Annotated in this window: 11 protein-coding genes; all 11 read right to left on the reverse strand. The window is 39.4% G+C overall.

Going from position 1 to position 12,704, the window contains the following annotated elements; genetic code table 11:
- The coding region (locus HMPREF1115_RS03595) for a YSIRK-type signal peptide-containing protein (RefSeq protein WP_025170972.1) at window positions 1–4,287 on the reverse strand (4,287 nt) is incomplete at its 3' end.
- Window positions 4,288–4,463: 176 nt separating this feature from the next.
- Window positions 4,464–6,131, reverse strand: coding sequence for a DAK2 domain-containing protein (locus HMPREF1115_RS03600; RefSeq protein WP_000036692.1), 1,668 nt, complete (start codon window positions 6,129–6,131; stop codon window positions 4,464–4,466).
- Window positions 6,132–6,133: 2 nt separating this feature from the next.
- Window positions 6,134–6,499, reverse strand: coding sequence for an Asp23/Gls24 family envelope stress response protein (locus HMPREF1115_RS03605; RefSeq protein ID WP_000216434.1), 366 nt, complete (start codon window positions 6,497–6,499; stop codon window positions 6,134–6,136).
- Between the two features lie 152 nt (window positions 6,500–6,651).
- The gene (gene rpmB / locus HMPREF1115_RS03610) at window positions 6,652–6,840 is read right to left on the reverse strand and encodes a 50S ribosomal protein L28 (protein WP_001140948.1); all 189 of its coding nucleotides are present in this window, start codon (window positions 6,838–6,840) and stop codon (window positions 6,652–6,654) included.
- Window positions 6,841–7,094: 254 nt separating this feature from the next.
- Complete coding sequence (locus tag HMPREF1115_RS11780; RefSeq protein WP_002882021.1) at window positions 7,095–7,223, reverse strand: hypothetical protein; 129 nt, start codon at window positions 7,221–7,223, stop codon at window positions 7,095–7,097.
- 55 nt (window positions 7,224–7,278) lie between these two features.
- Complete coding sequence (locus HMPREF1115_RS03615; RefSeq protein ID WP_000488181.1) at window positions 7,279–8,571, reverse strand: ISLre2 family transposase; 1,293 nt, start codon at window positions 8,569–8,571, stop codon at window positions 7,279–7,281.
- 121 nt (window positions 8,572–8,692) lie between these two features.
- Window positions 8,693–8,920 (reverse strand): hypothetical protein, encoded by a 228-nt coding sequence (locus tag HMPREF1115_RS03620; protein WP_000896113.1) that lies wholly within the window; start codon window positions 8,918–8,920, stop codon window positions 8,693–8,695.
- A 52-nt stretch (window positions 8,921–8,972) separates the two neighbouring features.
- Window positions 8,973–9,779 carry a ParA family protein gene (locus HMPREF1115_RS03625; protein ID WP_000692242.1) on the reverse strand — a complete coding sequence of 269 codons (807 nt, stop codon included), beginning with the start codon at window positions 9,777–9,779 and terminating at the stop codon, window positions 8,973–8,975.
- A gap of 208 nt (window positions 9,780–9,987) precedes the next feature.
- Complete coding sequence (locus HMPREF1115_RS03630) at window positions 9,988–11,622, reverse strand: relaxase/mobilization nuclease domain-containing protein (protein ID WP_000260303.1); 1,635 nt, start codon at window positions 11,620–11,622, stop codon at window positions 9,988–9,990.
- Window positions 11,616–12,008: a plasmid mobilization relaxosome protein MobC gene (mobC, locus tag HMPREF1115_RS03635; protein WP_001171914.1), complete on the reverse strand. Its 393-nt coding sequence runs from the start codon at window positions 12,006–12,008 to the stop codon at window positions 11,616–11,618. The genes HMPREF1115_RS03630 and mobC overlap by 7 nt, the downstream gene beginning before the upstream one ends.
- Before the next feature lie 216 nt (window positions 12,009–12,224).
- Window positions 12,225–12,641, reverse strand: a complete 417-nt coding sequence (locus HMPREF1115_RS03640; protein WP_000180615.1) for a hypothetical protein — start codon at window positions 12,639–12,641, stop codon at window positions 12,225–12,227.
- Window positions 12,642–12,704: the final 63 nt, after the last annotated feature.

The following is a 12,704-nucleotide window of genomic DNA, read 5'->3' on the forward strand; positions in this document are numbered from 1 at the left end:
ATTGGCATCCACTCGAGTCAATTCAAGCTCAGGTGTTTCACCCTTGAATTGTTTGTCTGGTGTAAAGGTTACCTTACCGTCTGCGTCCACTTCGAACTTACCGACATTTGGTACTTCTTTCACAGCTGTACCATTGTCAAATAGTGGAGTTGAATCAGCTGGGAATGGAACTAAGTCATGACCTGGGGTGAAAGTCACTTTACCTTCTTGGACCTGACCTTGAAGTCCCTCTGTCTTATCTCCCGTACCAGTTGGAGTTACCTTCTCAACAACTGGGGTATAGGTCGTTACAGCCGACTCTCCATTTTTATCCACCACTCCAACTTGAACTGGAGTTGCCGGACCATAGAAGGTTTTCAGTGGAGTAAAGACAATTGTTTTATTTACAAGATCTAAATCGTACGTCCCTTGGTCGGCAATGGTTAGCGAAGTTACCTTTTGCCCATTCTCATCATAAAGAAAGACACTGCTTTGGACTAGTTCAACGGATTTCTTTGCTCCATTAATGGTTGTTGTCCCTTTTGTAAAGTGAACCTCGCTCTCGCTTGCTCTATCCACATCAAAGTGAATCGTTGCTGCCTGCTTCTGCCCTTGAAGGCCTTTAGATTTCGCTGCACTTGCTGAAGGGACAACTGGAAGCGGAACATAATACACCACCCGATACCAGGTAAATTCTTTTTCCAACTCTTCATCTCTAGGATCATCCGCATACATTAAATACTCATAGAGAGCTCCTTCTCCCGACATTGTGTTTGAATCAATATCCTCTCTTGGATAATAGCCAGGAATTTCAGGAGAAATCACTTGAGACCAAGTTTGGTCTGCAGACCAGGCTGAGTATGTCACACCAGCTGTCGCATCATTTGGCTGCCGTTTCGCCAAAACCTGATCGATTCTCTTCGTTCGAGTAAACGAATGAGTCTCAACATGCTTTGGAGCAAGGAGTGATAAATCAGAATGGTTTGTTTTTTTGAGATATTCATAATCAATTTCGCGAGTTGCACGAACAGTTTCGGTTAGTTCTGTAATCTTGTGTCTAAACTGAAACTTGAATTGTTTTGGACTATCCGAGTCACCAAAGGTAGGATCTGTAAAATCGTTACGGATCAGTTCATATCCTGCATCTTCCAATTCCTTAATTCGACGAGCAGGATCATAAGAAATTGGTCCATTTGGTTTTCCTACAACTGTGTCTACCTGTCCTAGTTGCACTTCCTTAGACGGATCATTTACATCCACAAAGGTGAAACTTGCAGATGACAGTTTGGTGGACATTTGGATTAAAACATTATTGGACTCAGTGTACTTGGAACTACCATTTGCCAGAGCCGAAGAAAGATAAGCTGTAGCACCTGAGGCAGTATCTTGCCCGATAACTGCTCCATCGATAGGAAACTGAACCCTGCTTCCAGCAGCAACCGGAGCAGTCGAATGCCAACGAACTGCACGAATCTCTGACCAATCCGATACCTGTTCTGCTGTGAGCCATTGTGAAGCACTAATTTCTGCAGCAGTACCCGCAGTGCGGCTATACTGAACCTCCCAGCCTGAAGGTGGTGTTAGAGCTTTTGTCAAACTCACTGTAAATTGAGAACCACGATTTCTGGATTCCAGCTGTTTATCACCTTTCATCGGCAAGGATGATAAAACATAAACGTCTGAAACAGGCTGTTTCGCTGCGTTTTTATAGGTCACTCTGAAATCAATCTCATCACCAGGATAGTGCTCTTGGGAATTGTAGGCAAAGTGTTGATCTGTCGCCCTTTTCACTTCAGAGTAGACACCGCTCGCTTCTGAGGCCTGTACGATCACATTGAAGTCATGAGAGGTCGAATTTTTCGAAGTAACAGTAATGCCATCTAGTTCCCCCAAGTCATAACCATTCTGAGCTTGAACATCTGGAAGTTCCTCATCCCAGAAAGCAATTGCTTTATAGGTATAGATCCCATTTGGAATTGTCTTGTTTTCCAACTTCAAAAGCGTTGGGGGCATAGAGGAGTCTGGTGTTCCCTTCACTTGGACATAGTAGAGAGTTTTCCCAGTATCTTTGTAATTATAATAGACCTTAAAATTAAGGTTTCCACTAAAGTTTAATTGAGGGTCAGCCAAATAGGCTAAATGGTAAACTCCCGTCAAGTTTGCGAAGTTCTGAGTAGGGGTGTCTTTACCCGCAGTCCTTGTGATAAAATCTTCTTTAAAACCAGAAGCATCTGTGTGTCGATTAAAGACATCTGTCCGACGGCGTCCAACCATTGAAATTTGCTGGATAACACGCGTCAATTCGGCTGAGGCAGTTTGAGAGAAGGAAACAGTGTTTCCAGTATTCTTAAAAGTGAAATCCGTTCTAGAATCCAACTTACGAATCGTCGAATCTTTATAGAGACTTTCCCAATTATTAAAACGTGTTTTTGTCTGGAAAAAAAATGCCGAAGTATCATTGGTTGAGGACTTCCTCATCTTGATATTTTTAAACTTGTACTCCAGCTCCTTCACATCTTGCTCTTCCGTCAATCGTAGACTACGGGTGTTACTATTAAAAGTCCCTAATAACTCACCTGTAGCTTTATTGTATACTTCTACGGATGCGTCCGGTGAAGAGAAAAATTCATTCCATTGACGCTCCTCAATCACGTTTACTTCTCGATAAGACTCTCGTGAATCCTGTATTTTATGGGTGACCGTGTAGTCATTGATAAGATAATCTTTTTCAACCTCAGCAACTGATGAAAGTCGAACATTAGAACGGTATTCTGTTTCACCATAAGAACGAATTATCTCCGAGTCAGACTGGTTATAGTGTCTAAATTCAAAGAGAGAAGACTCTGGCTGATCTGTTTTTTGAACAAAAAGAGCATAAGGAAGAACGGCCGTATTTTGATAACTAGTCCCATCTGCTTTTGTATAGATACCCGTCACAGTTAGCTTTTGCGCTTTTCCATTAATATCTGCTACTTTGGCATTCTTTAACTTAAAAGAAATTGGAATGAGCTTATTTTTATTGTTATTAATATCTTGAAGTGGATTGTTAGCTCTGTTAATCGTCAGATGATAACCCGTCGCATCGGCAGTCCATCCTAGAGCTTTAGCTTCATCTGTCAATTCATAACCTTCTTTTAACTCTATATTATAGGTATAAGAAGTGACAGGATCAATGATATTCCCCCCGACATCACTAATCCCCATACCATTGATCATACGACCATCAAAGACACCATTTCCATAGTTGAAGTAATCATTTCTTGCCGTATTATTCTTAGGATCTTTCGCACCATTAAATAGATAGTAGGATACAACCGACGAATCATCGTCAACGATACCATCATTATTTCGATCGTAGCCAATAACCTGATTGTTAGACATTGGTGTCAGACCACCAACACCATTTTCTAAGACTTTCCATGTGTGTTCAATACTTCCAAGTTCTTTGAGGACATTGCCATTTTTGTCATAGAGCTTAGCAGTTGCGGTCACCTTGTGGTCTGGCCCAATGGCTTGGACAGCACCTCCCCAGTTCTGAGTCAAAGGATCTATCTGAAAAGTGTAGACGAAGTTATAGTTTGCCCCACCTCTCAGATTTGTAGGTTCTATCTTTAAATCAAGGTCCCCATTCGTTTTTTCTTGACTGAACTTTACACCACCGACTGGAGAAGGAGTCAATTTAATAGCTTTCCCATTTTGGAAATGAATTTTGATATACCCACCAGAATAGTCTGCTTCGTGTCCAGTAATACTAAAGGTCAAGGATTCACGGACACTATCTACCGCATGGATATCCTTGATTGGCGAATGAGCTTTAAATGCAGCATTGACTTCATCTAGCGATCTCTTGCGCCTAGAAGAAGTTTTTCCGCTAGAACTGCTTTCTTCCTTGCTTTTCTGCTCAGTTTGAGTTGATTCTAGAGATTGCTTTTTCTCCTCATCTAAAGAAGGCTGACTCGCTTCCTTCGTATTGTCAATTTGAGAAACTGGTTGGCTCTGAGCGACTGGTGCAGATACTTCTATTTTGGACGGTTCAGTTTTATCCTTCTGGTCCTTAACTGCTTCGTTCTGTGTTACCTCTTTTTGAGGTTCAGAAATGACTTCCTGCCTATTCTCAGCACTTTTTTCCTTCTGTTGAATTTCCGCCTGCGTTTGTTGTTCCTTATTGTTGACTTGAGCTTCATCTGCTTGCACTGGTGAAGTAGCCATCACCATAAAGGTTCCTAGCAATACCGAACAGGTCCCAACACTTAACTTTCTAATCGAAAAGCGGGAAAAAGATTGATTAAAAAATTTTTTCTTCATCATTTCTCCTTTATATTCATACTTAATCTAACATAACAGCTTTATCATTATAACTTATAGTAAATAGAATTTCCAATAGAATGTTCATTTCTACAGAAATTTCTTTATAACTCCATTTGCATAAAAAAAGGAAGCTGTAAAACCAGCTTCCTTCTGTTATTTTCATTCAATTTTCACGATTATTCCACACTGAAAAGATAGGGATATACGGGTTGTTGACCTTGGTGAATCTCTACTTCAACATCTTCAAATTCTTCTGCGATTTCTTGGGCAATTTCATTGGCAAGTTCTTCGCTTCCGTCTTCACCGACATAGAAAGTCACGATTTCACTGTCTTCGTCCAACATATGTTTCAAAGTTTCAGTCAGGGTTTGGTGCATGTCAGGGTTTGACACGAGGATTTTCCCATCTACCATACCAAGATTGTCATTTTCATGAATTGCTAATCCATCGATAGTTGTATCACGAACGGCTGTTGTTACACTACCGCTGATGACATCACCAAGGGCTGCAGTCATACGTTCTTTGTTTTCTTCGATTGATTTGCTTGGATCAAAGGCAAGAAGACTGGTCAACCCTTGAGGAATTGTACGTGCTTCTACAACAACAGCAGGTTGTTCAAGCACTTCAGCCGCAGACTGAGCTGCCATAAAGATATTTTTGTTGTTTGGCAAGAAGATGATGTTGCGAGCATTGACCTGTTCAACAGCCTTGATAAAGTCTTCTGTTGAAGGGTTCATCGTCTGACCACCTTCGATAACATAATCCACACCTTGAGCACGGAAGATATCTGCTAAACCTTGACCAGCTACTACTGCGATAAGGGCATACTCTTTTGTTTCAGCAGGCTTGTTTCCTTGGGTCGCTTCTTTTTCAACTTGCGCCTCGTGTTGGTTACGCATGTTGTCCACTTTTACCTTGATCAAGCTACCATATTTAAGACCTTCTTGCATGACAAGACCTGGATCTTCTGTATGGACGTGAACTTTGACGATCTCATCATCGTTGACAACAAGTAGAGAGTCGCCTAAGTCATTCAAGTAGTTACGGAATTCATCGTAGTTAAAGTCCTTAGAATAAGTTGGACCTTGTTTGAGGGCTACCATGATCTCCGTACAGTAACCGAAGGTAATATCTTCAGTTGCCACATGCCCTGCTACAGACTTGTGGTGCTCTGCATTGATCATTTCACTCATGTTGGCAGGAGTCGCTACAAAGTCTTCAGAAGCACTGTATTCACCAGTAAGAGCTGAAAGGAAGCCTTCGTAAATGAAGACCAAACCTTGACCACCTGAGTCTACCACACCAACTTCCTTAAGGACTGGAAGCATTTCTGGTGTCTTAGCCAAAGCTGCTTTCGCGCCTTCCAAGGCTGCACGCATGACCTCAACAGCATCATCTGTCTCCTCGGCTTTTTTCTTAGCCCCAATGGCAGCACCACGAGAAACAGTCAAAATGGTTCCTTCAACTGGTTTCATAACCGCTTTATAAGCTACTTCGACACCAGATTGGAAGGCAAGAGCCAAGTCTTGACCTGTTAATTCATCTTTTCCCTTGATAGCCTGAGAGAAGCCACGGAAGAGCTGAGAAGTGATAACTCCTGAGTTTCCACGCGCACCCATCAAGAGCCCCTTAGCAAGAATGCTCGCTACTTCTCCTACTGTGGAAGCCGGCTTGTCTGCTACTTCTTTGGCACCATTTTCGATGGTCATTCCCATGTTTGTCCCAGTATCTCCATCTGGAACTGGAAAGACGTTCAATGAATTGACATATTCTGCTTGCTTATTCAAACGAGTTGATGCAGCCTGCACCATCTCTTGGAATAAACTGGTAGTAATTTTTGACACGATTATTCTCCTACAACTTTGATATTTTGAATGTAGACATTCACAGTCTGAGCAGTAATTCCTAGTTGATTTTCTAAACTAAAACGAACACGCTCTTGAATGTTTTTTGACACTTCGCTTATCTTTACTCCGTAGCTCAATACGGTATAAACATCAACTGCAATGCTACCATCTTCGGCTGCTTTTATAACAACACCCTTAGAATAATTTTCCTTACCAAGAAGGGCTTGGAAATTGTCTTTGAGGGCATTTTTACTAGCCATACCGACCACACCAAAAATCTCAGTTGCGGCACCACCTACTACGGTTGCAATCACTTCATCTGTCAGTTCGATTTGACCATCTTTTGTATTAATTTTTACAGTCATTTTTTTTACCTCAACTAGTTGATACTCTATTTTATCATATTTCAGCCCAAGTGTAAAAGCAGAATGCTGTATCGGCGGATATTTACTCTATTTTTCAAATGATTTTATCTATAGAGCAAAAGAAAAAGACCAGTTAGGTCTTTTCATTTTTATTAAACGCGTTCAACTTTACCTGATTTCAAAGCACGAGCTGAAGCCCAAACTTTTTTAGGTTTACCATCGATAAGAACAGTAACTTTTTGAAGGTTTGGTTTTACGGCACGTTTTGTTTGGTTCATCGCGTGTGAACGGTTGTTTCCTGATACAGTCTTACGACCTGTAAAGTAACATACTTTAGCCATTGTGTTTTCCTCCTATTAGATCTAATATAGCGGATGTGCTAGCACCACATACCGTACTATGTTATCACACTTTCTTGAATTTATCAAGGGCCTAAACTATTTTGTTTGTGTCTAAATTTTTGGGAATAATTAAATATCCTTATAACTCAATAAGAAAGCGAGATTTTTCAGACAAAAAAACTGGAAAAAGTTTCTCACTTTACCCCAGCCCTTGACTATATTGCACTATTTATGCTATAATATTGTTTGACTGATTAAGCAAAGTGTTGGTTTGTCTTAATCGGTGGTGTAGAAGTTGCTGCTTCTACACCTTTTTCGTTTTTCTTTACTATATTATTGTAACACACATTAGGCAAAAAAGCAACTATTTTGTATAAAAACATGACAAAAACACCTCTAAAAAATCTTTTTTTAGAGGCTTTTGTCTGCCTTTTTGTATTATTTATGCCCTCTTTTTCTGATAACAGCTTTGTGTGGTCTATGGTTAATACGAAATCCAGCACCTAGTCCCGTATTCCTAAATTCTTCATACTCTTGTCTCCAAGCTCCAAAAAATAGATTGTATAGCTGATCAATTCGCTCAAGGAGTATCATTCTGGCCATAGTACAAGCCCCTTCGATGGACCAATACATCCCTCGATGTTTCATGCGGTAAGTGACCTTTCGGTGCTGACTCTCCATTACCCCGATACCACGTGAGGACAATCCTCTAAGTTTAGGTGGCCTAGTGTCACAGAAATTTCTTAATAATTTCTTACGAAAATTGTAAAAATTATCAAGAGCTTCCTGGCTTTCTATGAGAGATTCAACTGTATCTAGTACGGTCTGAAGCAGGCTCTTCTGATGATTTTTGATGGCCTTAAAAGCAAGATCAAGTAGTGTAGACGGGTACGGCTTCAGGAATCGTTTAAGTTCTTCATTGACATGATAGGCATCCCAGAAATGCTCATGACGTTTAATCCGTAGGACCTTCTTAATTTCTTGAAATGCTCTGCGAGAATATCCTTTACCATTGTCCGAGTTAGTGATAAGAAGAGTTCGATCAGTGATTTCAAAATGATTATAGAGATAGTCTATCAATTCTTCCTTTGCTTGTTCATGGCTGGTATGGATAATCTCATGCTTATTCTCTAGTACATACCGATTATTACCAACCTTCTTCGCTCCAGTATGAATCAGGAAATGGGCTAAGTCTGTATTGTGTCGTTCATCATTGCTTGATGTTGTCTTGACGAGCACACCATCTCCCTCCAGGTAGATTTTATCTGCCTGGATTTTTTTCGGTTGCTCATCACCTCTAAAAAGCCGATAGCGTTCCCTATCTGAAAAGAGTCTGCCTGCCATTTTTACAGACTTCAAAACAGCGTCCTTTGTTATCTCCAGGCGATAAGCCATCTTAACTGTTCGACAAACTTCACGGTAGGATAAAACAGAAGCGTGTTTTGCCATGTGAAAAATCAACTCAGGAGAATAACGCATATACTTTTCTAGACCTAGCCACTCATCTACGGGATAACAACTTTTCTTTCCCTTTCGCCAGCGATTCCTAGAGAAAGTCACCTCTCCAAATGTAAAAACAACTGTCCTCTCTGTACTATCTATCCGCTTATATCCCCTCAATCTCATGGAGGGAGCAATCTGCTCGTCATAATCTCTTACTCGCTTCAGGAATTGCTGCTCACGTTTGCGATCTAGTTCTGCGACAAATTCTTTTTCATCAAATCTAAACATACTCTCTATTGTACTGAAATCATGACTAGATTGAAAACATCACAAACTTTCTACAAGACTCTTTCAAAAATAAAAGCCTTCCCTTATTGGGAAGGTTGTTTAATTATAAATATAATTATATTTATAACGATAAACTTTCGATTAGTTTATCAAGATAGTCTGATGCAGACTTTGCTCCAGCTGCTTTAGCAATTTTATCCAATTTTTTCCTATTGCTTGGTTTTAAAGTAAACTGAAATTGCTTTTTGCGTTCAAAACTTTCAAAATTGGCTACATCTGAAACCTGCTCAGGTTGATGGGTTGCTTCGATAATCTGTGAAATCTCTTTTTCTTTTGGTGTGAATGCCATGACAATCTCCTTCTAATTATATTTATAATTGTATTTGTGTTTATAAATATAATTATATTGTATCATAAATTTTTGAAAAAGTCTGCTCCAGCTCAGTGAAAAACTTTTTGTGTTTTTGATAAAGTTCAGGATTCTCCTTCATATCTGCAATAGAGATCTTATCAATCGTGGAATGATTGAATAACTCTTTTGCTGGTACGATGCCTAGAAGGTTGTCTGTTCCCTTCTCTTTAGCTTCAAGTCCCAGAGCTTCCAGTAACTCTCTTGATGATCCATAGTTCGGTCGGATCATATTTGCTAAGAAATATAGCTCAGCAGTAATGTATGATTCCCTTGTACGATAGTCAATTACATCCTTTCTGAATGCTTCTAACCGAGTTGATAGATTGAATTTGGCATTATAACCAAACTCTGAAGGAGTCAAGGGACTAATAATAGCGTGACTGACCGCAACAGCATTTTTAGTAGCTGTTGCAAAGTCTGGTCTACAATCAATCAAGATATAGTCAAACTGATCCAACTTCTTCTTTTCGTAGTTATCCTCTAGCCAAAGATAAAGTAGCATATTTTTCTTATCGCTGTTCTCCAGATCTCGTTCCACCGTGTCAAGCTGAACTGAACCTGGAATTAGATTGATATTTTCCTTGGCTTGCTTAATATCCACATCGCCACCTTTAAAAGCATTAGCAATCGTATTCTTGCTCTCGTAAATATTATAGCACTGGGTTAAATTGCACTGATGGTCAAGATCAATCAAAAGAACCTTATGCCCTTTCTTTGCCAGCCATTCCCCATAATTAAATGTTAAAGTTGTTTTCCCAACACCGCCCTTAATAGCAGCAAATGTGATAATCTTCATTTGATATCCTCCTGTTTTTCTATACTTCTATTATACCATTATAATTATATTTGTCAATATGTTTATAATTATATTTATAATTATTTTTATAATGAAGTTCCTCCTTCCCTTTCGCCAGCGATTCCTGGAGAAGGTCACCTCTCCAAATGTAAAGAGGACTGTTCTCTCTGTACTGAAATCATGACTAGATTGAAAACAGCAGAAACTTCTACAAGACTTTTTCATCCTCAAATCGTCGGTCAACTTTCTCTTCACGACTACGCACGTGCTCCTTAATATCTCTATAATCTGTGTAATGTTTTAGAGTATCGTCAAAGAACTCTTGTAAGGCTCCTTTTTCAATTTGGAATTGTTTAATCAGTTGACTGACATCTTCCAGTCCCATATCTTTTGGAACTCCTAAATCATCCAATAGTTGTACCGCTGCAAGACTGTTTTCTGGAGATTGCTGGATGGCTAAAAGCGCTCCTTCAATTTTATGATAACGTCCAAGTCGCTCATCTAGCTGTCTTAATTCCTCCTGGGTAGCCTCTATCTTTTCATTAAAGCGCTCCTCCAAATGTTGAAATTGTGCTCCATCTGTCACGCCGTGCTCAACTAAGAAATTATATTCCTTAATCAGTTCACGCATAGAGGAAATTTGAGCGTTTTTAGTAACGAGTGTTTCGCCGTTTTGTTTGGCCAATTGCCTTGCGACAGTCAAGCCCATCATGTATCTATTTTTTTGAGATTGATCAGGATTGAGAAAATAAAAATAGTCTTTCTCTTTGATATAGATGGTATAATTTCCATCCTCATTTTTATCAACTTTATGAGAAGGTATTAAAATTGTACCACTATTTAAAGCTCCCATATCCATCTGCACGTAAATGCCTTGCTTGCTTTCTTGCTCGACCTGCCAGGATTCCACTTCCAATTTCAATTCAAAATCATTTGCCGTTTTTTCTTTTGATTCTTGATATTGTTCTTTCAATTCCTCCACATCAAAAACTAACTGATTCTTAGAAATTCTCTCTTTTATTTTTTCAAGAGAATAGAGTCCTTTCTTCGATAATGTATCATCTCGGACATTTCTTTGTTGGGGCTGATCGAGCAATTTATACTTCACAAATTTACCAGAGAAATCAATCTGAAGATTAAGCGCAGCTGCCTTTTGTTTGAAATCTTCTAACGATAAAGAGTTCTTCAGAAGGAAATCCAGACGCTCCTTAATTTCAAACCGATAATTATTTTGCCTCCGCCAAGCAGAATACTTTGTATAAGAATTTTTCATTGTAGGCTCAATAATTTTAGCGCCATACCGTGCCGCATGCTTGTCCGATATTGCCCTCAAATTTTTCAAGGTTTTCTTTTCCCAGCGAAATTTCTTGAGCGTTGAAGTATTGGTGGTATTAAGTATGATATGGTTATGAAGATGATCTTTATCCGTGTGGGTTGCGATCACAAACTCATAATTTCCACCTGTCAATTCTAACATCGTTTGACGGCCAATTTCATGAACCTGCTCAGGAGTCAAGTTATCATCTGGAGAAAAAGACTGGATAATGTGATGAGCCAATACTTGTTTTCCTGAAGATAATTCTTTCAAGTCATCATCTCCTTTTTTAAAGGCTGCAGCTAATTTTGTCATGACCATTTCTTCATCTGCTACACTAAAATCAGAGATCCCATTGCCAGATACTAGCTTCATTTGAAGCTCGCTATTATGATAGACAAGAGGAAAATCAAGATCACTTTCTGCAGTTTCTGATACAAGAGTTTTCGCTTCATTCAGAATATAGCGTACAGCTATTTTTAAATTGGAAGGAGTTTTAATTTGTTTGGGTGTTTTGATTACTACCATTCGTCATACGTCCTTATTGTTTTCACTTTTCGTTCCTGTAAACCTTTCTTCTCCGCACTAGAAAGTTTGACAGCCACCATCTCTTTCAACTCAGATAGATAGTCAATGACTTGTGCCACTTCCTCTGGCGTAACCCCTTGATTTTCATTGGCATGTTTGGCAATTTGGTTGATGTTCGTTCCCACTCGATTGATGGCAACTCGAAGGTCTTTCAATTCAGCAAAATCAATTTGAACCACCTTCCCTTGTACTAGTTGATTCTTCGCATAGTATTGAAAAGATGGAACTCCCATTTGGGCCATCGCCGTTTTAATTTGACGATCTTCCTCTGGAGTTAGTCGTATCAATTTTTGTATATAGCGTTTTCTATTTTCTCGTTTCTGCATTATTTTTTATCCTCTTTCTCTCAAAGTCTCTGGCATTTTCTGATCAGGCATCCGCCCCTGACTTCCTTGTGGCAAGCGTAGCAAATGGATATCCATTTGCGAAATTTAAAAAAATCAGAGAAGGAGAACCTTGTAGTTTTCCTTCTTGATTTTCTCAGTTTTGGGGAAATCCCCAAGCCCCTTTCCTATATCTTTTGGAGTACAGCTTCTAACATTTTATCGTAACCAACTGAAGATGTTTTTGAAAATAGATGATTGCTTATCACTATTTTCTACACTTTTTTCTTTCTGACCTTGTAACTTTTCAGATAGGACAGAAAGTTGTTGAGCAGTTAGAGGCTGGAAAATCGACTGCCCAATTTGTATTTCTGTCAGTAAGATTTTTTCAGTGAGTACAGCTTGAAATTCTTCATCTGTAATCATCTTGAGTAGCTCAATATTTTCTTCTTCCCACTCCAAAAGAGCAGGATCTCCTTCAGGAAGTTGAGACTGTTCTTCCTCTAGTTGCTCCAGAACTTTTTGGCGAGTCAAGTCTTTAGCGCTTGGCGATACTCCTTGAACTCTGTCTCCATCCATGATTGGAATAAAGTCTGAAAGGATGATAATCAGTTGTTCTTCTTGTTCATTAGTCATGAGTGTTGTCCTCCTTGATGATGATTTGTTTTTAATTTGACCTTGGGTTTATTTGGGGTGTCC

The organism is Streptococcus oralis SK610 (assembly GCF_000257455.1).
Lineage (GTDB): Bacteria > Bacillota > Bacilli > Lactobacillales > Streptococcaceae > Streptococcus > Streptococcus oralis_CB.

What these genes read in the sequence shown, in the direction of transcription:
- HMPREF1115_RS03605 (WP_000216434.1), bottom strand. Translation starts at nt 6,499, where the DNA reads ATGACTGTAAAAATTAATACAAAAGATGGTCAAATCGAACTGACAGAT.
- rpmB (WP_001140948.1), bottom strand. Translation starts at nt 6,840, where the DNA reads ATGGCTAAAGTATGTTACTTTACAGGTCGTAAGACTGTATCAGGAAAC.
- HMPREF1115_RS11780 (WP_002882021.1), bottom strand. Translation starts at nt 7,223, where the DNA reads ATGTTTTTATACAAAATAGTTGCTTTTTTGCCTAATGTGTGTTACAAT.
- HMPREF1115_RS03615 (WP_000488181.1), bottom strand. Translation starts at nt 8,571, where the DNA reads ATGTTTAGATTTGATGAAAAAGAATTTGTCGCAGAACTAGATCGCAAA.
- HMPREF1115_RS03620 (WP_000896113.1), bottom strand. Translation starts at nt 8,920, where the DNA reads ATGGCATTCACACCAAAAGAAAAAGAGATTTCACAGATTATCGAAGCA.
- HMPREF1115_RS03625 (WP_000692242.1), bottom strand. Translation starts at nt 9,779, where the DNA reads ATGAAGATTATCACATTTGCTGCTATTAAGGGCGGTGTTGGGAAAACA.
- HMPREF1115_RS03630 (WP_000260303.1), bottom strand. Translation starts at nt 11,622, where the DNA reads ATGGTAGTAATCAAAACACCCAAACAAATTAAAACTCCTTCCAATTTA.
- mobC (WP_001171914.1), bottom strand. Translation starts at nt 12,008, where the DNA reads ATGCAGAAACGAGAAAATAGAAAACGCTATATACAAAAATTGATACGA.
- HMPREF1115_RS03640 (WP_000180615.1), bottom strand. Translation starts at nt 12,641, where the DNA reads ATGACTAATGAACAAGAAGAACAACTGATTATCATCCTTTCAGACTTT.